The sequence below is a fragment of the Pseudonocardia sp. genome (assembly GCF_050246655.1).
Classification (GTDB): domain Bacteria; phylum Actinomycetota; class Actinomycetes; order Mycobacteriales; family Pseudonocardiaceae; genus Pseudonocardia.
On sequence record NZ_JBFWVQ010000010.1, the window covers coordinates 78,683 to 99,071 of the forward strand.

The following is a 20,389-nucleotide window of genomic DNA, read 5'->3' on the forward strand; positions in this document are numbered from 1 at the left end:
GCAGACGCCGCAGCCCCTGCGAAGCGCACCCGCACCCTGCGAAGCCCGCGGACAACCCCTGCGAAGCGCACCGGCGCCCTGCGAAGCCCAGCGGACCCCAACGCAGCGCACCGGCGTCCAACGCAGCCCACCAGCCCCCCAGCAGGGCCGACGCGAAGCCGCGCCTCCGGTCCGCGACACCTCGACCGACCAGCCGTTCACCGCCCCCGCGGGCCGGGTTCGGCCCGGTGGCACCAGAACCAGGCCGACGACGCGGCGATGCAGCGGGATAGCGTCGTCCCGTGAGCATCGCACCGCGCCGCGAAGAGGCCAGCGGCACCGGCCTGGCCACCGTCACCGACACGGGTGTCGTGCTCGACACCTGGTACCCGGCTCCCGCGCTCGGTCCGGACGCGGAGGACACGTCCGCGCTCCTGGCCGGGCTCGTCGGCGAGGATGCCACCCGCGGAGTGCGCACCACGGTGGTCCGGACGGCGATCGAGTCGCTCGCGGACCCGCCCAAGGACGCCCCCGACGCCTACCTCCGGCTGCACCTGCTGAGCCACCGGCTGATCCGGCCGCACGAGGCGAACCTGGAGGGCATCTTCGGGCTGCTCGCCAACGTGGTGTGGACGAACGCCGGCCCGTGCGCGGTACCGGGTTTCGAGACGGTCCGGGCGCGCCTGCGGTCGCGCGGGCCGGTCACCGTCTTCGGGGTCGACAAGTTCCCGCGGATGGTGGACTACGTTGTGCCCGGCGGGGTCCGTATCGCCGACGCCGACCGCGTCCGGCTGGGTGCCCATCTCGCCAGCGGCACCACCGTGATGCACGAGGGGTTCGTCAACTACAACGCCGGCACGCTCGGCGCCTCGATGGTGGAGGGCCGCATCTCGGCGGGCGTCGTGGTCGGGGAGGAGTCCGACCTCGGCGGCAGCGCCTCGATCATGGGCACGCTCTCCGGCGGCGGCAAGGAGGTCATCTCCATCGGCAGGCGCTGCCTCGTCGGAGCCAACGCGGGGATCGGGATCTCCCTCGGCGACGACTGCGTCGTCGAGGCCGGCCTCTACGTCACGGCCGGGACGAAGGTGACGGTCCCGGACGGAACCGTCACGTCGGCCCGGTTGCTGTCCGGCCAGAACGGGCTGCTGTTCCGCCGGCACTCCCTCACCGGTGCGGTCGAGGCGCGCCCGCGGCAGGGCCACGGCATCGCGCTGAACAGTGTGCTGCATGCCAACGACTGAACCCGGCGTCGGATCGCCCGTGATCGAGCGAACAGGCACCCTGGCTGCCCTATCCTCGACGCTCGTGCCCACCGCCACGCCGCCGCGAGTCCGCGTGATCGCCGTCGACTCACTCGACCTGCCCGAGCCGGTGATCGCCAAGCCGGGCGATCCTGCGCCTCACCACGTGCGCGCGGCCCTGGACCTCCGGCTGCGCGCGATGCTGCGCCACGACCCCGGCACGCGGGACGGCACGGACATCGAGGAGCTCCACCAGATGCGGGTGTCGGTGCGCCGCATGCGGGCGACGCTCAAGGCGGCCCGGCCGCTGCTCGACGCCGCGTGGGCGGACGGGCTGCGCGCCGAGCTCGGCTGGCTGGGCCGTGCCCTGGGTCCCGTCCGGGACCTGGACGTCATGCTCCTGCGGCTGCGTGGCGAGGCCGCTGCGCTTCCCGACCGGGAACGGGCCGCTGCGGAGGTGCTGGTCGGCGGGCTGGAGACGGAGCATGCGCAGGCGCGGATCACGATGCTGGCCGCGCTGAACGCGCCCCGCTACACGGCGCTCGTGGAGCGGCTCGCGGACGCGGTCCGGCTGCCGCTGCCCACGCCGTCGGCCACGCAGAGCAGGCCCGAGCTGATCGATCTGGTCCGCAAGGAGGTCCGCCGCCTCGCCAAGGCCGTCGAGCGCGCGGGCGACGATCCCCCGGACGAGGTGCTGCATGCGCTCCGTATCGACGGCAAGCGGGTCCGCTACACCGGCGAGCTGGTCGAGCCCGCCATGGGGCGCAAGCAGGCCAGGTCGGTGAAGCAGCTGCTCACCGCCACGGCGGACCTGCAGGAGGTCCTCGGGGAACACCAGGACGCCTGCGTGGCCGAGGATCGCGTACGTCGCCTGCTCGACGGGCTGCTCGTCGGCGACGGCGCGGTCGACGCGCACGTCGTGTTCGTCGCCGGGCGCCTCGTCGAGCGGGAGCACGCACGCGCGATCGAGATGCGGGGGCTGTGGCACGACGCCTGGGAACACGTCCGAACGCGCGCCGGCGCACTCTAGGCGGCACCGGCTCAGGCCGGGCGGTCCCCGATCCGCCAGATCGCCACCGCCTGCACCGCGGCGGCGAGCAGGAGGACGGCGATCGCGGCCGGATAGCCGCTGACATCCACGAGCACGCCCATCACCACCGGTGCGACGCCCGCGGCGGTGTAGCCGATGCCCAGCGCGAAACCGCTGGTCGCCGCGCTCGCGGCACCATGGGGTGTGCGCCAGGCGATGACCGCGAGCCCGAGCGGGAAGCCCGCCCCGAGACCGAAACTGATCAGGAGCGCCCAGATCCACGGCCCGATGATCGGCGGCAGCGGGACCACCAGGGCGCCGAGTGTCCCGACGGCGGCGCTCGCGAGCATGAGTGACGCCCAGAACCGCCATCGTCGCCGCCGCTCGGCCAGCGCGGGGACGAGGAGCGCGGCCGGGATCTGCCCGACGCTCCACACCGCGAGCAGCAGTCCGGCGCGCTCCGCCGACCAGCCCAGGCTGTCGTAGTACGGCGCGAGCCAGGTGAGCCACCCGTAGAACATCGTCGACGTCCCGGCCTGGTAGCAGGCCGTGAGCCGGGCGAGACGGTCGTTCCAGGGCAGCCGCCGGACGCGCCGCGGGGCCCGCTCGACGCTACCGGCCGGTGGCGTCGCGGCGGTGGCAGCCGCGTGCCGGTGCGTGCGGGCCGCGATCGGTGCCCACAGCGCCGCCGCGAGCACGGCCGGCACGGACCACACGGCGAGCGACCACGACCAGCCGCCGAGCAGCACCGCGAGCGGGACGGCCAGCGCGCTCGACAGCGTGGCGCCGACCATCATCGCCACCACGTAGCCGCCGGTGGCCGCCCCGGCGCGGGCGGCGAGGTGCTCCTTCACCACCCCGGTGAGCAGCACCCCCGCCACACCGATCCCGAAGCCGATCACAAGGCTGCCACCGATGAGCGTTGCCGCGACCGGCACGCCACGCACGAGGCTGCCCACACCCACCAGCGCAACCGCGCCGCCGAGCGCCGCCTCGCGGCCGAAGCGGGCGTCGACCGAGGAGCCCGCGAACGACCCGACGGCCATCATGAGCACCGCGCCCGCCTGGACGAGCCCCGCGACGGCCGCCGACAACCCGAGATCGGCGCGGACCGTCTCCAGCAGCGGCGGGTACCCGGCGAGCGCGGCGCGCAGGTTCGCGGCGAGCGCGAGCACGCCGAGCAGGACGACGGCCGGGCGCACCGTGCGGGCTGCAGGCCCGGCGACGGGGTCGTCCGGCAGGGTGCGGCCGGAGCCACCCCGCCCGACCCCGCGCCGCTGCGGGGTGGGAGTCACGCCCGGCGCAGCCGCGCCGCTGCTGAGGCGATCCGCTCGTCGGAGGCGGTGAGTGCGACGCGCACGTGCCGCGCGCCCGCGGGGCCGTAGAAGTCTCCGGGTGCCACGAGGACACCCTGCGTCGCGAGATCCCGCACCGTCAAACGGGAGGGTCGGCCCGCCGTCGCCCAGAGGTAGAGGCCCGCCTCGGAATGCTCGATCGTCAGCCCCGCCGCTTCGAGGGCTGGCCACAGGACGGCGCGCCGCCGCGCGTAGACCGCCGCCTGCTCCGCGACGTGGGTGTCGTCGGACGCCGCGGCCTGCATCGCCGCCTGCACGGGCCGCGGCACCATCATCCCGGCGTGCTTGCGCACCTCGAGCAGCGACGCGACGAGCGCCGGCTCACCGGTGACGAACCCGGCTCGGTAGCCGGCGAGGTTCGACGACTTCGACATCGAGTGCACCGCGAGCAGCCCCTCGGCGGACCCGCCGCAGACATCCGGATGCAGCACGGAGACGGCGTCCGTCCCGCCCGCGAGCGACAGGTAGCACTCGTCCGACGCGACCACCGCGCCCCGCTCGCGCGCCCAGTCCACGACCTTGCGCAGGTGCGCGGCGGGCAGGACGCGCCCGGTGGGGTTGGACGGCGAGTTCAGCCACACCAGCCGGGGACGGCGCGGGCCGAGGGCGACGGTCGAGTCCGCCCGCACCCACTCCGCACCGGCGAGCCGCGCCCCCACCTCGTAGGTGGGGTACGCGAGCTCGGGGATGACGACGAGATCGCCCGCCCCGAGCCCGAGCAGCGTCGGCAGCCACGCGACAAGCTCCTTGGAGCCGATCGTGGGGAGCACCGCCGCGGGGTCGGTGACGACGCCGAACCGCCGCCGCAACGCCCCCGCGATCGCCTCGCGCAGCGAGGCGGGCCCGTGTGTCGTCGGGTAGCCGGGCTCCGCCGCCGCGGGGCCGGCGAGAGCCGCGCGCACGAAGTCCGACACCGGGTCCACCGGGGTGCCGACCGACAGGTCGACGATGCCGTCCGGGTGTGCGCGGGCGATCGCCGCGTCCGGGGCGAGTGAATCCCAGGGGAAGTCGGGGAGGGTACGGCTCACATCGGGCGACAGGTCAGTGATCGTGCTCGACGGGCGCCAGGTTCTTGATCCACTGCGGGTCGTTCGGCGTCTTGCCGACCTTCGACGCCCCGCCCGGCGAGCCCAGCTCGTCGAAGAAGTCGACGTTCGCCTTGGTGTAGGCCGACCACTGGTCGGGGACGTCGTCCTCGTAGTAGATCGCCTCGACGGGGCACACCGGCTCGCACGCACCGCAGTCCACGCACTCGTCCGGGTGGATGAACAGCATCCGCTCGCCCTCGTAGATGCAGTCCACCGGACACTCCTCGATGCACGCCTTGTCGAGCAGGTCGACGCAGGGCTCGGCGATAACGTACGTCACGGGTGGTCCTCCATCACGGCAAGGTCGAGACGAGGACAAGTATGTATCGCGGCCGGGACAGGATGGGAGCCGGGGCGGGTGACGTGCAGCAGCTCACCGACTGGGTCGGGCGGCGTGTGACGCTGCGTCACCAGGTCGGCGAGCGCGACGGTCGAGCGCTGTTCAGCGACGCGGTCGGGGAGCTCGCGGACGGCGGCCCGGACGCGGTGATCGTGCACTCCCGCCACGGACCGGTCCGGGTGGCGCGGGCCGCGGTGGTGGCGGTGCGGCTGGTGCCGCCACCGGTGCCGCGACGGGCCTCGTGGGCGGCGGTGGCCAGGCTCGAGGGGTTGTGCGCCGACGCCTGGCCCGCCGCGGTCGACGTGCCGCTGGGTGCGTGGCGGTTGCGCGCCGCGGGCGGGTTCACCGGGCGGGCGAACTCGGCGATCGCCGTCGGCGACCCCGGGCTGCCGCTTCCCGCGGCCCTCGCCGAGGTGCGCAGGTTCGCCGCGGAGCACGGGATCGCGCCGCGGGTGCAGGCGCCGATCGGCTCGCCGTGGGACCGGATGGCGGCGGACGAGGGGTGGGTGCTCGACGCCGGGCACGCCGCGGGCGCGGAGGTGGCGGTGCTCGTCGGTGATCTCGCCGACCTCGCCGACCCGGCCGACCTCGCCGACCCGGCCGCCACCGACCCGGCCGACCCGGCCCCCGCCGTCACGCTGCTCGAGCACCCCGACGCCCGCTGGTGGCACCTCGCGCTGGGCCGCGATCCGCTCCCCGCCGAGCACGCCGTCCTCGACCCGACCGCCGGCGACCCGGCCCCGCCCGACCTCGGCGGCGGGCCGACGGCCGCCCCCACCGAGCGCACCCGAACGCCGCTGCGGACCGTGTTCGCCCTGGTCCCGGGTCTCGCGGCGGCCCGAGGCGCGCTGGTGGAGGACCACCTGCACCTGTCCCGTCTCGTCACGGTTCCCGACGCCCGGCTCCGCGGCAACGCCCGGGCGGCCACGGCCGCGCTGGCGGCATGGGGCGACCGGCACGGCGCGCGCTGGGCCGTCCTGCAGGTGGCGCTGCACAACACGCAGGCCCGCGCGTTCTACGACCGGCTCGGGTGCCGCGAGCACCACCGCTACCGCTACCGCGTGCCGGCCGCCTGAGGGTGCGCGGCGAGCCACTCCTCAGCCCGGTGGGCGGCGCGCTTGAGCCCCGACCACTCCCCGAGGTACTTCCCGAAGGCCCCGACCACGGGGACCATCGCGAGCATGCCGTGGTAGAAGCGGCCGTGTGGACGCTTGTCCAGCTCGTCCTCGACGGCGAACAGCGCCCGGCCCAGCGACCACATCGCACCGGCGAGCCGCTTCAGGCTGGGCCGCTGCCCGCGCAGCGGGGCGGTGATCTCCGCGGCTCCCGCCTCGGCCGCCGACTCCTCCGCGGCCGTCAGCTCGTGGGACGTGTCGAGGTCCCGGCCGAACATCACGGCGCCGAGCATCGCGACCAGGTGGCGCTCCTCGCGCACGCCGTACTCCCCCGCGACGGCGACGAGCAGCAGGCCCTGGCCCGCGGTGCCGACGGCCTTCGCCACCGGCAGCTTGGCCGCGAGCGCCCCGCCGAGCCCGGGGACGGCGGCGACCGCCGTCGTGAACCGCCCCACCCGGCGCACCCACCAGTGCACGCGCTGCGCCCGGTCCATCTGCGCCCACGCGGCGGTGCCGGGCACCTCGACGGCGGCGAGGAAGTCGAGGAGCCGTTGCGCCAGCCCGCGGGCCGTGCCGGCGGGCAGATCGGCGACGACCCGCTGCCGCAGCCCGAACGGGTCGGACTCCCGTAGCCCGTCCAGGACGGGCCGGGTGGCGCGCACGAACGTCCGCAGCGCCCCCGCCATGGCGGCGTCGCTGATCGGTCCCTGGGTACCGCGCGTCGTGGTCACGATCGTGCTCTACCCGTTCCGGTACCCCGGATCACCCCGTCCCGGACCAGCACGGGTCACCAGTCCTCCGCGCCGGCCCGCCGCAGGCCGACGAAGCCGGCCACGAGCCCGCCCGCACACAGCAGCAGGGACTGCCATGTCGCCGGCAGCACGACGTCCCCACCGGGGCCGACGACGCCGAGCACCCCGACCGTCACCGCCCACGCCAGGAACGGTGCCGCGGCCACCCAGCGCCGGGGGTCGATCTCGGCGGCCCGTGCCACGAGCCACGGCAGGATCAGGATCGTGAGGATCGCGCCCATGGGCAGCGGCACGGCGCCGTAGAAGATGGGATTGAACAGCGCCCCGAAGATGCCCACCAGAACCCCGTCGAGGACGAGCACCCCGATGGCGACCCGATCGAGCCAGACCTCGCGGGTCCGGTCCCGCTGCTCGACGGGGCGCTCGGCGGGGTCCTGGAGGATCACGCGACACCCGCGAACAGGTCGGTCTCCGGTGGACCGCCGGGCGGGGCGTCGAGCAGGACGTACTCCTCGTCGTCGGGCATCGGCTGGGCGACGCCGTTGCTGACCGCGTAGCTGGGCGGCGGACCGTCGTGCGCCCAGGCCTGCGTGACGTGCGCGCGGATCGCGGCGAGCTGGTGGCCGTGGAATGCGGAGACCTCGACCCGGGTGGTGATCAGCGCGTCGTCGACGCTCGGGAGCTCGTCCGGCCCCGGCAGCCGAAACGGCAGGTCCGCCACGGTGGCGAGCGCGGCGAGGCCCGCGTCGAGCTGCGCGCGGCCGCGCACGCAGGCGTACCGCTTCCGGACGTGCGGGCACGCAGCGACGGCAGCCGCGGTGACATCGTGGGCGCGCACGTGGTCGGGGTGGCCGTAGCCACCCGCCGCGTCGTAGCTGACGACGACCTGCGGGCGCACCTCGTCGAGGATCTCGCGCAGCGCCGTCACCTGGGCATCGAACGCCTCGGGCGAGGCGAACGCGCGGGGGTGCAGCGTCGAGGGGAGCGCGGCGCGTATCCCGTGCCCGGCCAGTGCCATCCCGGTGTCCCGCCAGCGGCCCGCCCCGCCGAGGTAGCGCTGGTCGACCGGGCCCAGCGCGGCGCAGGCGGCGGCGAGCTCGGCGATGCGGTAGCCGCCGAGCTGGTCGGCCTCCCCGGCCGCGAGATGCGCCAGCTCGGGCGGGATCACGTCGCCCTCCTCGCCGAGCGTGCAGGTGACGAGCGTGACGGAGGTGGTGGGATCGGCGGCGTACCGGGCGATGGTGCCGCCCGTGGCGAGCGACTCGTCGTCCGGGTGCGCGTGGACGAACAGCACGCGCCGCGCGGTCCGGGTCGTCACGGCGGACAGCCTATGCGGACGCCGCCGGACACCCCCCGGACGCCTCAGCGCTCGGGTTCGGCCCAGCGCTCCGCGCCGGTGGTCGGGCCGGTGGTGAGCGGGCCCGGGCCGATCCCGGTGGCCGCGTCCGCCGCCCGGGTGCTCACCACCAGCGTGACGGGCTGGAACAGCGGCAACGCCGGCATCCGCGCCCACAGCTCGCGCTCGACGAGGTCGCGGATCGTGTCGCCGCCGACACCGGCCAGGAGCGCCACGTACAGCGGTCGCAGCTGCGCGATGCAGGAGCCGCCGGGGGGCTCCGGCGGGTCCGGGACGAGCGCGCTCGCGGGCGGGCACAGGTAGGAGGCGGCCAGCTCGGGACCCGGGGTGTCGTCCAGGGGCCGCGACAGCACGGTGATGTCGACCTGCACCCCGGCGCCGCTGCCCTCCGGCACCGCCGCGGCGCTCGGGGTGGGGGTGGGCGGCTCCGCATCGGGCGCGGCCGTCGTCACCGGGGTGGTCGGAGCCGTCGGAGCCGTCGTCGGAGCCGTGGCGGGCACCGTCCGCTGCGCGTAGAGCGCGACGCCCGGCGGCGCGACGACGGTGGCCCCGAGCCCCGCTGCCCGCAGCTGGGCCGCGACGAGCTGCGCGATCCGCACGTCGGTCGGCGATTCCGCGGCCGCGCCGACGACCAGCCCGACCGGTTCGCCGTCGACGGCCCAGCCGTCCTCGCCGCGGGTCCAGCCCGCGGTCGTGAGCAGCCGCGTGATCTCCGCGGGGTCCGGTGGCGGCGGCGCGGTGGCCGCGTACCCGGCCTGCGACGGCGCCCGGCCGAACGCGTCCGCGGGCAGGGCGTCCGGCGCGACGGCGGTGCGCAGCGCCTCGTGGTCGACGAGCGCGGCGACGGCCCGCCGCACCCCGGCGTCGGCGAGCGGCCCGTCGTCGGTGCGCAGCGCGAGCTGGGTGACCGACGGCTGCGGGGCGCGCTGCACCCTCGGAGCGGGCACGATCCCGCTCAGTGACTGCCGCAGCCCGGTGTCGTCGCCGGTCAGCGCCACGTCCGCGTCACCCGAGGCGAGCGCCCCCGGCAGGCCGGCCGGGTCGAGGCGGCGGAACACCAGCTGGTCCAGCGTCGTCGGGGTGGCCCAGTAGAGATCGTTGCGGCCCAGCACGATCTCGCCGCGGCCGCGGTCGACCGTCACGATCCGGAACGGCCCCCCGGACGCCGGCAACCCGGCGGTGAGCGCGCCGGTCCAGGAGCCGGGGGCGTCCTTGAGGATGTGCGCGGGCAGGAGTCCCGAGAAGAGCAGCCGCCAGTCCGGGTACGGCTCGCTGAACACGACGTCCACGGCCTTGCCGCCGGCGCGCGACCGGACGTCGGTGATCATCCGGTAGCCGGCGGCGTCCGCCACCCCTGGCTCGCTGCGCATGCGTTCCCAGAGGTAGACGAAGTCCTCGGCGGCGATGGGGGCGTTGGTCGACCAGGAGGCGCGCAGATCGATCTCGTAGCTGACCGTGAAGGGGTCCTGGCTGATGACCTCGGCGCTGGTCACGACGGTGGTGTCCAGCTCGAGTGCGCCGGTGCCGTCCGGCCGGAACACGGACGGCAGCACGAGCGAGGCCACGGCGGTGGTGGTCGGCGAGCGGTGCGCGAGCAGGTGCGGGTTGAACCCGGCACCGAGGTCGTCGACCGCGACGACGAGCTGGCTCGGCTCGACCGGCTGCCCGGGCTCGCCTGCGGGCGGCTCGGGGACGGGCGGTTCGGGGGCGGTGGGCCCGGTGGTGCAGGCCGCGAGCAGTGCGGTGACGACGAGGAGCAGCAGCGCGGCGAGCCGGGCACGCCGCCGTGCGGCACCGGGCGCCGCAGCACCCGCGCCGGCCCGGAGCGGACCCGCCGCCCCGCCGTGCGGGGCCGCCCACACCGGCCGTCGGGGCACGGGCGCCGCCTCAGCCGGCCTGCCGGGCGCGGGCGCGCTGGCGGCTGCGGGCGTGGGGGTCCAGCTCGACCTTGCGCACCCGCACCGCGTCCGGCGTGACCTCCACGCACTCGTCCGGCGCGCAGAACTCCAGCGCCTGCTCGAGGTTGAGGATCGTCGGCGGGGTGAGCTTCACCAGCTCGTCCCCCGTGGACGAGCGCATGTTGGTGAGCTTCTTCTCCCGGGTGATGTTGACCTCGAGGTCCTCGCCGCGGGTGTACTCGCCGATCACCATGCCGCCGTAGACCTGGGTGCCCGGCCCGACGAACAGGACGCCGCGATCCGCGAGCTGGTCCACGGCGTACCCGGTGACCGGGCCCGGCCGGTCCGCGACCAGCGACCCGCGCAGCCGCGTGCGCAGCTCGCCCACCCACGGGCCGTAGCCGTCGAAGACGTGACTCGCGATGCCCGCACCCCGGGTGATCGTGAGGAACTCGGTGCGGAAGCCGATGAGCCCCCGGCTGGGCACGCGGTAGTCCAGGCGGACCCGGGTCTCGCCGTGCACCATGTGCCGCATCTCGCCCTTGCGGCCCGCGAGCAGCTGCGTGACGGCGCCGAGGTGCTCGCCCGGGACGTCCACCGAGAGCTGCTCGAACGGCTCGTGGAGCCGCCCGTCGATCGTGCGGGTGACGACCTCGGGCTTGCCGACGGTGAGCTCGAAGCCCTCCCGGCGCATCGTCTCCACCAGTACCGCGAGGGCCAGCTCGCCACGACCCTGCACCTCCCAGGCGTCGGGCCGGGCGGTGGGCAGCACCCGCAGGGAGACGTTGCCCACCAGCTCCGCGTCCAGGCGGCCCTTGACCAGCCGTGCGGTGAGCTTGGTGCCGGGGTGCTCGTCGCGCCCGGCCAGCGGGGAGGTGTTCGTCCCGACGGTGACGGCGATGGCCGGCTCGTCGACGTGGATGCGCGGCAGGGCGACGGGGTTCTCCGGGTCGGCGAGGGTGTCGCCGATCGTCACCTCGGGGATCCCCGCGACGGCCACGAGGTCGCCCGCGGCGGCCTCCTCGGCCGGGACGCGGGTGAGGGCCTCGGTGCGCATCAGCTCGGTGATCCTGACGCGGGTGACGGTGCCGTCCGCGCGGCACCACGCCACCTGCTGGCCGCGGCGGATCGTCCCGGCCCGGACCCGGCACAGCGCGATGCGGCCGAGGAAGCTGGTGGCGTCCAGGTTCGTGACGTGGGCCTGCAGCGGGGCGGCGGGGTCGTCCGCCGGCGGCGGGACGTGCTCGCGGATCGTGTCGAACAGGTCCTGGAGCGTCCCCTCCGGCACGGTGCCGTCCGCGGGCCGGGTGCGGCTCGAGCGGCCCGCGCGGCCGCTGGCGTAGACGACCGGGAGATCCAGCAGCCGGGCCGTCAGGGCCTCGTCGAGCTCCAGCTCGTCCGCGAGCTCCAGCAGCAGCTCCAGGCTCTCGTCGACGACCTCGGCGATGCGGGCGTCCGGCCGGTCCGTCTTGTTCACCACGAGGACGACCGGCAGGCCGGCGGTGAGCGTCTTGCGCAGCACGAAGCGCGTCTGCGGCAGCGGGCCCTCCGAGGCGTCCACGAGCAGCAGGACGCCGTCCACCATGGACAGGCCGCGCTCCACCTCGCCGCCGAAGTCCGCGTGCCCGGGCGTGTCGACGACGTTGACCGTCATCGCGTCCCAGGTGATCGCGGTGTGCTTGGCGAGGATCGTGATCCCCTTCTCGCGCTCCAGGTCGCCGGAGTCGAGCACCCGGTCGACGACCGCCGCGCGGGCCCCGAACGCCCCCGACGCGCGCAGCATGGCGTCGACCAGCGTCGTCTTGCCGTGGTCGACGTGCGCCACGATGGCGATGTTGCGCAGCTCGGGGCGCGCCTCGGTGGGGCGGCGCGGGTCGGTCACGTCTCGTGCCACCTCTCGTGCCGCCTCGACCAGGGAACCTGCAGTGCTCACACTTCACGGTAGCCGGTGGCGCAGGTCACGCCCGGTCCGGAGGGTTCGTTCACGATCGCGACGGATTCCCGGTTCGGCGGAACCGGGACGCTACGGGATCCGTCGGTGGGGTCATGCCGACCGCTCCGCCGCTCGCCGTGCCGCGCACGGCCGTCCCCTCCACCGTCCCCTCCACCGCCCTGGACATGCTGCTCGCCCGGCAGGCCGGGGTGATCACCCGGGCGCAGGCGCTCGCGGCCGGGCTCTCCCCCGACGCCGTCGACCACCGGCTGCGCACCCGCCGCTGGCGGCCCCTGCACCCACGCGTCTACCTGGCCGCGGGGCACCTCCTCGGCGACGAGGCCCGGGTCCGCGCGGCGCTGCACTGGGCCGGGGAGGGGGCGGTGCTGGCGGGGAGCGCCGCCGCGTGGTGGCACGGGATCGTGACGGTCGCGCCCGCCACGGTGGACGTGACGGTGCCGCGGGCGCGGCGGCCGCGGCCCCGCCCCGGCGTGCGGGTGCGCCGCCGCGGTGTCGCCGCGGCGGACCGGACCGTCGTGCGCGGCGTGCCGGTCGCGGCGGCGCCGCTGGCCGTGCTGGAGGCCGCGGCGGAGGCGGGCGAGCGCGGAGCGCCCCTCCTCGACCGGGCGCTGCAGGAGCACGTGGCGTTCCCCGCCGTGGTCGCGGCGCACCGGCGCCGGCTCGGTGCCCACGGCTCGGCGGCGGCCGGGAGGCTGCTCGACGCGGCGGCCGACCGGGCGGGCGCCGCGGCCCGCACGCTGCTGGACGGCCTGCTGCACCGCAGCGGCCTGCCGGGGTGGTGCACCGGCCCGCCCGGGGACGGGGCCACGGCCCTCCTCCCGCCCGCGCGGGTGGTCGTCGCGGTGCGGGGCTGGGCGTGGCGGCCCGGTGCGCCACCGGCGGCGAGCGAGGGCTGGACGCTGCTGCGCTGCGAATGGCACCACCTCGCGCAGCACCCGCAGGCCGTGCTCGCACAGCTCCGCGCGGCCGTCGAGCGGGCGTAGCGATGAGTGGGGCGGTGAGCTCACCCGCGCAGCAGCGCGGCGAGGTCGGGCAGCAGCGCCCGGTCGGCGGGCAGCCACGGCAACGCATCGATCCCGCCCGGGCCCACCCAGCGCAGCTCGGCGTGCTCCAGAGCCTGCGGTGGCGGTGCGCCGGGCGCGAGCGTCGCCGCGTACACCCGCAGCAGCCCCACGGAGATCGGCAGGTCCGTACCCAGCCGCGCCCCGGGGACGACGTCCGTCCCGAGCTCCTCGCGGCACTCCCGCGCCACCGCGTCCGGCTCGCTCTCCCCCGGCTCGACGCTGCCGCCGGGCAGCTCCCAGCGGCCGGCGTGCGATGCCGGTTCGGCCCGCTGCGCGGCGAGCAGCCGCCCGTCGCGGACGAGTGCGGTGCCGACGACCACGCGGTTCGGCGGACGGCACGCCGCAGCCGCCCGCGCGCGCAGCACGTCGGCGCGGGCACGTTGGGCCTGCGCTCCGAAGCGGCGCACCGCGGGGTCGGCGACGCCGAGGAGCCCGCGCCAGCTCAGCTCGTCGATCATCGTCGTACCGTCCCCGCGCGCCAGCAGGGTGATGCGGTGCTCCAGCGCCAGCAGCGGGCCACCCAGCAGCCCCCGGACCAGCTCGGACACCATCCCGTCGGCCGACACGCCGGTGACGCGGGTCCGCAGCGGGACGCGGACGCCCGGCCACAGCCGCGCGCGGAACGCCACCTCGTCGCCAGCGACGAGCATCCGCGCCGGGGCCCGCGCGGTGTGGCCGAGCCTGCCGAGCCCCTCCGCGACGGCGTCCATGTCCCGCAGGATGCCCGCCACCAGCCGCGGCGGGGCGTCGATGTCGGTCACGGCGCGCAGCACGGGCACGCGATCACCCTAGGCAGCCGCCCGGGGCTGCCATGGCGGCCCGGGCGCGGCAGGATGGCGGCATGGCCGCACTGCTGGACGACGCCGCGATCACCGAAGCCCTCGGACAGCTGCCGCAGTGGCGCCGCGACGGCGACGCCATCGTCCGTACCGCGAAGCTGCCGAGCTTCCCGACGGCGATCGCCGTGGTCGACCGGGTCGCGGTGGTCGCCGAGGAGCGCGACCACCATCCCGACATCGACATCCGCTGGCGCACGCTGCACTTCCGCTGCTCGACGCACTCGGCGGGCGGCGTCACCGGCCTGGACGTCGAACTCGCCGCCGCCATCGACAAGGCCATCGACACGGCGGTCGACGCGCAGGCCGCCGCACGCTCCTGACGGGGTCGCCCCCGTACGCTGCGGGCGTGGAGTTCCGTCAGTCGAGCAAGCTCACCGGGGTCTGTTACGAGATCCGCGGCCCGGTCGTGGACCGGGCCAACGAGCTGGAGGCGGCGGGCCACCGCGTGCTGCGCCTCAACATCGGCAACCCGGCGGCGTTCGGCTTCGCTGCGCCCGCCGCGATCCTCGACGAGATGGTCCGCAGGTTGCCGACGGCCCACGGGTACAGCGACTCGCGCGGCATCCGCCCGGCGCGCGAGGCGCTCGTCGCCCGCTACACCGCGCGCGGTGTCGCCGACCTGGACGCGGACGACGTCTACCTCGGCAACGGCGTGTCCGAGCTCGCGGGGATGGCGATCCAGGCGCTCGTCGACACCGGCGACCAGGTGCTCGTCCCCAGCCCGGACTACCCCCTGTGGACGGCCGTCACCCGGCTCGCGGGCGGCACGGCCGTGCACTACCGCTGCGACGAGTCGAACGGCTGGCAGCCCGACCTGGACGACATCGCCGCCCGGATCACCGACCGCACGCGCGCGATCGTCGTCATCAACCCGAACAACCCCACCGGCGCGGTGTACTCCCGCGAGCTGCTGGAGGGCATCGCCGACCTGGCGCGCCGGCACAACCTCATGATCCTCGCCGACGAGGTCTACGACCGGATCGTCTTCGAGGGCGAGCACCACCACATCGCGGCGCTGGCTCCGGACGTGCTCTGCCTGACGATGAGCGGGCTCTCGAAGAGCCATCGGGTGGCCGGGTTCCGGGCGGGCTGGCTGGTCGTCTCGGGGCCGCGCCAGCACGCGCGGGACTACCTGGAGGGCCTCACGATGCTCGCCGGGATGCGGCTGTGCCCGAACAGCCCGGCGCAGTTCGTCGTCGAGGCGGCGCTCGCCGACACGAGCCTGGACGCGCTGGTCGCGCCGGGCGGCCGGCTGCGCGAGCAGCGGGACGCGGCCTGGCGCGCGCTGAACGCGATCCCGGGCGTCTCGTGCGTGAAGCCCGCGGCCGCGCTCTACGCGTTCCCACAGCTGGATCCCGAGGTCCACCCGATCCGCGACGACGAGCGGTTCGTGCTGGACCTGCTGCTGGCCGAGAAGATCCACGTCGTGCAGGGCACCGGCTTCAACTGGCCGGACCCGGACCACTTCCGGATCGTCACGCTGCCCGAGGCGGACGAGCTGACCGCCGCGATCACCACGATCGGGCGCTTCCTCCAGGGGTATCGCCAGTAGCACCATCCATCGACCAGCGACTATTATTTCATCACCTGTTGAACAGGGGGGTCGCCATGGTCGACGCGGTCGCGGTCCGAGACCTGGTCGTCGTCCTCGGCGGACGGCGGATCCTGCACGGTCTCACGTTCGACGCTCCCGCCGGGCGGGTCACAGGCCTGCTCGGCCCCAGCGGCTGCGGCAAGACGACGCTGATGCGCTGCGTCGTCGGCGTGCAGCAGATCGACGGTGGCGCGGTCGCGGTGCTGGGCGAGCCCGCCGGGACCGCCGCGCTGCGGGCCCGGGTCGGCTACGTCACGCAGGCCGCGTCGGTCTACGGCGATCTCACCGTGCGGGAGAACGTCCGCTACTTCGCCGCCGTCTACGGCGTGCCGGCGTCCGCCGCGGACCGCGCGCTCGCCGACGTCGACCTCGCCGACCGCCCCACGCAGCGCGTCTCGACGCTCTCCGGCGGCCAGCGCACGCGGGTGTCGCTGGCCTGCGCCCTGCTCGCCGCGCCCGAGCTGCTGGTGCTCGACGAGCCGACGGTCGGGCTGGACCCGGTGCTGCGCCGCGAGCTGTGGGAGCGCTTCCACGCCCTCGCCGCCGGCGGCACCACGCTGCTCGTCTCCAGCCACGTCATGGACGAGGCGGGCCAGTGCGACCGGCTCGTCCTGATGCGCGAGGGACACCTCGTCGCGGACGACACCCCGGACGCGCTGCGGGCGCGCACCGGCACCGACGACCTCGAGGAGGCGTTCCTCCGCACCATCCGCGCCGCCGGTGCCGGCGGCTCCCGCGCGGGGGTGGCGCCGTGACCGCGCCCGCCGCGCCCCGGCCGACCGCCCCCGCGGCGCCCGGGCGACCCGAGCCCCGCGCCGCCGTCCCGTCCGGACCGGCGCCAGCACCCGCCCGCGTCCTCACCCCGCGCATCGTCGCGGCGACGGCCCGGCGCGTCCTGCTGCAGCTGCGCGGGGACCACCGCACGATCGCGATGCTGCTCGTCGTGCCGAGCGCGCTGCTCGCGCTCACCAGCGCGATGTTCGACTCGCAGACCCAGTTCAACGGGATCGCGCTCACCCTGATCGGGATCTTCCCGTTCACCACCATGTTCCTCGTCACGAGCATCGCGATGCTGCGCGAGCGCACCGGCGGCACCCTGGAGCGGTTGCTCACCACGCCGATGGCCAAGCTCGACCTGCTGCTGGGCTACGGCATCGCCTTCGCCCTGGCCGCCGCGGCGCAGGCCGTCGTCACCTGCCTCACCGCCTACCTGCTGCTCGACCTGTCCACGCCCGGCAACCCGCTGCTCGTCGGCCTGGTCGCGGTGGCCGGTGCCGTGCTCGGGATGGCGATCGGACTGCTCGCGAGCGCCTTCGCGACCACCGAGTTCCAGGCCGTGCAGTTCATGCCGGTGGTGGTGATCCCGCAGATCCTGCTCGGGGGGCTCTTCGTCCCGCGCGAGCAGATGGCGAGCTGGCTGCAGGCGGTCAGCGACGTCCTGCCGCTGACCTACTCGATCGACGCCCTCGACGAGGTCGGCAGCACCTCGCTCATCACCGGCACGTTCCTGTGGGACGTCACGGTCGTCGCAGGCGGTGCGCTGCTCGCGCTCGTGCTCGCGGCGATGACGCTGCGCCGCCGCACCGGGGACCCCACCCCGGCGCAGCGGCGCAGGCGCCGCGCCGTCCCGCTCGTGGTGGTCCTCGTGGTCGGTGTGTTCGCGGCCGCGCACCTCGTCGACACCAACCGCTACGTCACCACCGACGACGCGACCGTCGACGGCGAGCAGCTGCCCATCGTCGCCACCACGGCGGGCACGCTCGTGGACTGGCGCGCCACCGACGGCGCGACCGTGCGCGAGGACGAGGCCGTCGGCCGCATCCAGATGGCAGGCTCGATGCGCCCGAAGGTCGTGCTGCGCGCCCCGGGGGCGGGCACCGTCGTCATGAACCAGGGCGTCGAGGGCGCCCACGTCGAGGCGGGCGCCCGGCTCGCCGTCGTCTACGACCTCTCCGCGGTCTACGTGACCGCGCGCATCGACGAGGACGACATCGGCGACGTCCGGGCCGGCGAGACCGTGGAGATCGTCGCCGACGCCGCCCCCGACCGCTCGCTGGCCGGCGTCGTCGCGGAGATCGGGGTCGGCACCGCGGCCACGGTCGACGGCACCCCGCCGGACAACTCGACGGCCGTGTTCGACCGCATCGACCAGGTGGTGCCCGTGCGGATCGCGATCACCGACCGGGACGGGACGACGCTCGTGCCGGGGATGAACGTCACCGTGCGGATCCCGCGGGCCTGACCGGCCGCGCGACACGGGTCGCGGCCCGTGACCGTCCGGCCGCGACCGGCCATGCTGCGCGTGTGAACGAGGTCTTCTTGAGTGTCGGCGGGCGGCTGCGACCGGATCAGGAGGAGTTCGTCAGGGCGGTCGAGGACGAGCTCCGCCGCAACGGTGTCAGCCCACGCACGGTGGGCCGCAACAGCTTCACGTCCGGCCAGCCCTCACCCGGATCTACCGGCGAGGGCGCAACTGCATACAGCTGGCCCATAACCCCCTCAAGTCATGCTGCACACGCTCTGAGTAACCTCCACTCATGGCACGAATCATGATCAAATGCCCCATTACGGGCGAGCTGGTTCCAACGAGTATGAGCGCAGACGCAGAGTCGTTCCAGACCTCAACGTTCGAGAACAACGTGGTGCAGTGCTCAGCGTGCGGGGGTATGCATACCTGGCATGGGCAAGACGCGGTCCTTGAGTGAACTAGTTAGAGCAGTAGGCCATGAGAGATGAGACTGAGCCGGAGCCTGAGCAGCGAAAGGTTCCGCTCCCCATTCAGCGTGAAGTCCGGCAACGCTGTGGGTTTGGATGCGTCATCTGCGGATTGCCGCTATACGAGTATGAGCATATGCTTGAGTGGGCAGCAGTGAAGCGTCACGTCGCGGACGAAATCACTCTACTTTGCGATCAGCATCATCGCGAGAAGACAGGGAAACTGTTACCCCCCGAGAAGGTGGCCGAAGCAAACGCTAATCCGCTTAATCTCCGAACGGGCCACTCAAAGCCTTACACCCTTCATTACTCGGGCACGGAGTGCGAGATAAGTATTGGCGGATGCACCTTCACGACGAAGGACGCCGGGTACGGAACCTCAACGGCCGCGCTCGTCATTGACGACGTCCCCATGCTGGGCTTCGTTCTAGGCGACGGCCACCTGCTCCTGCATCTCAACCTGTTTAATGAGTTCAACGAGCAGGCACTTCGAATTGCGAACAATGCACTAGTTTACTCAACGTCACCATGGGACATCCGCCTCACCGGCAGACGCTTGGAGATCCGCGAAGATCACGGCAAGTTCCTCGTCGGCATGAGCTTCGAGGTGCCCAACCGCGTAGTAATCGACCAGGGCCGATTCATGCTCAATGGTATTGAGGTCGTGATCGAACCCGACTTCGTTGCCGTTCTCAACAATAAGCTGCTGCTTCAAGGATGTTCTGCCGTTAACGTCCCGGTGGGGATCTGCCTGGGGACTCAGGATACGCCCAGAGCATCTATGATGCGAATTCACAAACTGCCACGGCACAGCGGAGAGAGTCGAGCGGCAACCAAAGCATGGGTTGACGCTCTTATTGCTAAGACATCAGAGATGAGGCGCTTCAAGGACCCCTCGGCGGACGAGGCCTGGCGCCGCAGCGAGACGTAGTCGCGAATCACGTTACCATCGTCCGAGATTTCAGCGCGCACGGCTTGAGGCCGCCCGGCCTGCGCACGGGCCGGAGGCGATAGTGCGCGAAGACGGAAGCGGGCCCGCGCCGCAGGCGCCGCCTTGACTCCGCCGACAGCGACTTCCACACGTTCGTCGTGCTGGCCGCCCTCGAGGGCTCCGGATCGGCGAGGTCGCCGCCGTCAAGGTCGGGGACTTCGATCTCGACGACCGCAGGCTCGTCGTTCACCGCCAGGTCCAGCGCGAGCCCGGCGGCGGCGTCGAGGTCCGCGCAGCCAAGTACGGCAGCGAGCGGACCATCTACCTCACCGACGGCCTGGTCACGATCGTCCGCGGGCACATCGCGCGCCTCCGCGGCCGGGGCGCCCGGCCGGTGGATGTTCACGGCGAGAACGGCAACCCGCCGCACCCGAACACTGTGGGCTACTTGGGCGGAGGGCTCGCACCTCGCGAAGTACCCGACGATCAAGCTGCACGACCTGCGGTACTTCTACCCGTCCGGGCTGATCGCCGCGGGCTGCGACGTGGTGGCGGTCCAGCGCTCGCCGGGGCACTCCAGCGCGACCGTCACCCTCAACACGTACGCGCACCTGTGGCCCACCGCGGAGGAGCGCACGCGCACGGCTGCGGGCAGCCATGCTTGGTGAGGTGCTCGCCAGCTAGTGTCGTGAGTCAATAATTCTGTTGTAGCCGTGTAGGTTTGGTCGGTGCCGCATCCTGTTGCTCCGGCAGTGGTCTTGTCAGATGAGGAACGAGCCCAGCTCACGGCCTGGACGCGTCGCGCGAGGAGTGCGAATGCGGTGGCGGTGCGGTCTCGGATCGTGCTGGCCGCTGCGGAGGGTCTGGGCAACACGGCGGTCGCGGCGAAGGTCGGGGTCGAGGTGGGCACGGCCCGTCGATGGCGCGACCGGTTCCTGGATCAGCGGCTGGAAGGATTGCTGGACGAGCCGCGCCCGGGGCGTCCGCGCACCGTCACCGATGATCAGGTCGAGGGCCTGTCAGATGGTCTGTGTAACAAGATCCTCTTGACGTGAGGAGTACGCAGATGACCATGGCCGACGAGCACCGCAACGATCATCCGCTCGGTGCGACGCCGGTGACAGGCCGCTCGGCGCG

General features: G+C 74.1%; 21 protein-coding genes. 11 read left to right on the plus strand and 10 right to left on the minus strand.

The window, feature by feature from the left end; genetic code table 11:
* The first annotated feature begins 281 nt into the window (after window positions 1–281).
* Together dapD and AB7J25_RS05945 are read left to right on the plus strand one after the other, a co-directional pair.
* Complete coding sequence (gene dapD, locus AB7J25_RS05940; RefSeq protein ID WP_428505853.1) at window positions 282–1,220, plus strand: 2,3,4,5-tetrahydropyridine-2,6-dicarboxylate N-succinyltransferase; 939 nt, start codon at window positions 282–284, stop codon at window positions 1,218–1,220.
* 64 nt (window positions 1,221–1,284) lie between these two features.
* Entirely contained in the window at window positions 1,285–2,250 is a 966-nt protein-coding gene (locus tag AB7J25_RS05945; protein WP_428505855.1) for a CHAD domain-containing protein, read from the plus strand.
* An 11-nt stretch (window positions 2,251–2,261) separates the two neighbouring features.
* On the opposite strand, the gene AB7J25_RS05950 is transcribed toward AB7J25_RS05945, so the two are convergent.
* From AB7J25_RS05950 to fdxA, 3 genes are read right to left on the minus strand one after another with little or no spacing between them, the layout of a single operon-like run.
* The gene (locus AB7J25_RS05950) at window positions 2,262–3,545 is read right to left on the minus strand and encodes a CynX/NimT family MFS transporter (protein ID WP_428505858.1); all 1,284 of its coding nucleotides are present in this window, start codon (window positions 3,543–3,545) and stop codon (window positions 2,262–2,264) included.
* Window positions 3,542–4,633, minus strand: a complete 1,092-nt coding sequence (gene dapC / locus AB7J25_RS05955) for a succinyldiaminopimelate transaminase (RefSeq protein ID WP_428505860.1) — start codon at window positions 4,631–4,633, stop codon at window positions 3,542–3,544. The genes AB7J25_RS05950 and dapC overlap by 4 nt, the downstream gene beginning before the upstream one ends.
* Window positions 4,634–4,646: 13 nt before the next feature.
* Window positions 4,647–4,973, minus strand: coding sequence for a ferredoxin (fdxA, locus tag AB7J25_RS05960; RefSeq protein ID WP_428505862.1), 327 nt, complete (start codon window positions 4,971–4,973; stop codon window positions 4,647–4,649).
* A gap of 83 nt (window positions 4,974–5,056) precedes the next feature.
* Here fdxA and AB7J25_RS05965 point away from each other — a divergent pair, with 83 nt between their 5' ends.
* Window positions 5,057–6,109 carry a GNAT family N-acetyltransferase gene (locus AB7J25_RS05965; RefSeq protein ID WP_428505865.1) on the plus strand — a complete coding sequence of 351 codons (1,053 nt, stop codon included), beginning with the start codon at window positions 5,057–5,059 and terminating at the stop codon, window positions 6,107–6,109.
* On the opposite strand, the gene AB7J25_RS05970 is transcribed toward AB7J25_RS05965, so the two are convergent.
* From AB7J25_RS05970 to typA, 5 genes are read right to left on the minus strand one after another with little or no spacing between them, the layout of a single operon-like run.
* A complete protein-coding gene (locus tag AB7J25_RS05970) occupies window positions 6,088–6,879 on the minus strand; it encodes a hypothetical protein (RefSeq protein ID WP_428505867.1) in 792 nt (263 codons plus the stop codon). The genes AB7J25_RS05965 and AB7J25_RS05970 overlap by 22 nt on opposite strands.
* Before the next feature lie 56 nt (window positions 6,880–6,935).
* On the minus strand, window positions 6,936–7,346 hold the full coding sequence (locus AB7J25_RS05975) for a hypothetical protein (protein ID WP_428505869.1): 411 nt from the start codon (window positions 7,344–7,346) through the stop codon (window positions 6,936–6,938).
* Window positions 7,343–8,218 carry an N-acetyl-1-D-myo-inositol-2-amino-2-deoxy-alpha-D-glucopyranoside deacetylase gene (mshB, locus tag AB7J25_RS05980; protein ID WP_428505871.1) on the minus strand — a complete coding sequence of 292 codons (876 nt, stop codon included), beginning with the start codon at window positions 8,216–8,218 and terminating at the stop codon, window positions 7,343–7,345. Before mshB ends, AB7J25_RS05975 begins: the two co-directional genes overlap by 4 nt.
* A gap of 44 nt (window positions 8,219–8,262) precedes the next feature.
* The gene (locus AB7J25_RS05985) at window positions 8,263–10,134 is read right to left on the minus strand and encodes an ABC transporter family substrate-binding protein (protein WP_428505874.1); all 1,872 of its coding nucleotides are present in this window, start codon (window positions 10,132–10,134) and stop codon (window positions 8,263–8,265) included.
* Window positions 10,135–10,144: 10 nt separating this feature from the next.
* On the minus strand, window positions 10,145–12,037 hold the full coding sequence (typA, locus tag AB7J25_RS05990) for a translational GTPase TypA (RefSeq protein ID WP_428505876.1): 1,893 nt from the start codon (window positions 12,035–12,037) through the stop codon (window positions 10,145–10,147).
* 164 nt (window positions 12,038–12,201) lie between these two features.
* Here typA and AB7J25_RS05995 point away from each other — a divergent pair, with 164 nt between their 5' ends.
* Complete coding sequence (locus tag AB7J25_RS05995) at window positions 12,202–13,092, plus strand: hypothetical protein (RefSeq protein ID WP_428505878.1); 891 nt, start codon at window positions 12,202–12,204, stop codon at window positions 13,090–13,092.
* Between the two features lie 20 nt (window positions 13,093–13,112).
* Here the strand turns inward: AB7J25_RS05995 and AB7J25_RS06000 are convergent, their stop codons facing one another.
* Entirely contained in the window at window positions 13,113–13,952 is an 840-nt protein-coding gene (locus tag AB7J25_RS06000; protein ID WP_428505880.1) for an NUDIX domain-containing protein, read from the minus strand.
* Between the two features lie 62 nt (window positions 13,953–14,014).
* Between AB7J25_RS06000 and AB7J25_RS06005 the strand changes: the two genes are divergently transcribed.
* From AB7J25_RS06005 to AB7J25_RS06025, 5 genes are all read left to right on the plus strand, one after another.
* The gene (locus AB7J25_RS06005; protein WP_428505882.1) at window positions 14,015–14,332 is read left to right on the plus strand and encodes a 4a-hydroxytetrahydrobiopterin dehydratase; all 318 of its coding nucleotides are present in this window, start codon (window positions 14,015–14,017) and stop codon (window positions 14,330–14,332) included.
* Window positions 14,333–14,358: 26 nt separating this feature from the next.
* Window positions 14,359–15,564 (plus strand): pyridoxal phosphate-dependent aminotransferase, encoded by a 1,206-nt coding sequence (locus AB7J25_RS06010; protein WP_428505884.1) that lies wholly within the window; start codon window positions 14,359–14,361, stop codon window positions 15,562–15,564.
* A 38-nt stretch (window positions 15,565–15,602) separates the two neighbouring features.
* On the plus strand, window positions 15,603–16,361 hold the full coding sequence (locus AB7J25_RS06015; protein WP_428505886.1) for an ABC transporter ATP-binding protein: 759 nt from the start codon (window positions 15,603–15,605) through the stop codon (window positions 16,359–16,361).
* Complete coding sequence (locus AB7J25_RS06020) at window positions 16,358–17,848, plus strand: ABC transporter permease (RefSeq protein WP_428505888.1); 1,491 nt, start codon at window positions 16,358–16,360, stop codon at window positions 17,846–17,848. Before AB7J25_RS06015 ends, AB7J25_RS06020 begins: the two co-directional genes overlap by 4 nt.
* 483 nt (window positions 17,849–18,331) lie before the next feature.
* Complete coding sequence (locus AB7J25_RS06025; RefSeq protein WP_428505890.1) at window positions 18,332–19,252, plus strand: hypothetical protein; 921 nt, start codon at window positions 18,332–18,334, stop codon at window positions 19,250–19,252.
* A gap of 7 nt (window positions 19,253–19,259) precedes the next feature.
* Here the strand turns inward: AB7J25_RS06025 and AB7J25_RS06030 are convergent, their stop codons facing one another.
* Window positions 19,260–19,658, minus strand: coding sequence for a hypothetical protein (locus AB7J25_RS06030; RefSeq protein ID WP_428505892.1), 399 nt, complete (start codon window positions 19,656–19,658; stop codon window positions 19,260–19,262).
* On the opposite strand from AB7J25_RS06030, the gene AB7J25_RS06035 reads away from it, so the two are divergent.
* Entirely contained in the window at window positions 19,651–19,920 is a 270-nt protein-coding gene (locus AB7J25_RS06035) for a hypothetical protein (protein WP_428505894.1), read from the plus strand. The genes AB7J25_RS06030 and AB7J25_RS06035 overlap by 8 nt on opposite strands.
* A 159-nt stretch (window positions 19,921–20,079) precedes the next feature.
* Window positions 20,080–20,307, plus strand: a complete 228-nt coding sequence (locus AB7J25_RS06040; protein WP_428505916.1) for a helix-turn-helix domain-containing protein — start codon at window positions 20,080–20,082, stop codon at window positions 20,305–20,307.
* Window positions 20,308–20,389 lie beyond the last annotated feature (82 nt).

What these genes read in the sequence shown, in the direction of transcription:
- AB7J25_RS06025 (WP_428505890.1), top strand. Translation starts at nt 18,332, where the DNA reads ATGAGAGATGAGACTGAGCCGGAGCCTGAGCAGCGAAAGGTTCCGCTC.
- AB7J25_RS06005 (WP_428505882.1), top strand. Translation starts at nt 14,015, where the DNA reads ATGGCCGCACTGCTGGACGACGCCGCGATCACCGAAGCCCTCGGACAG.
- AB7J25_RS05995 (WP_428505878.1), top strand. Translation starts at nt 12,202, where the DNA reads ATGCCGACCGCTCCGCCGCTCGCCGTGCCGCGCACGGCCGTCCCCTCC.
- AB7J25_RS06035 (WP_428505894.1), top strand. Translation starts at nt 19,651, where the DNA reads ATGTTCACGGCGAGAACGGCAACCCGCCGCACCCGAACACTGTGGGCT.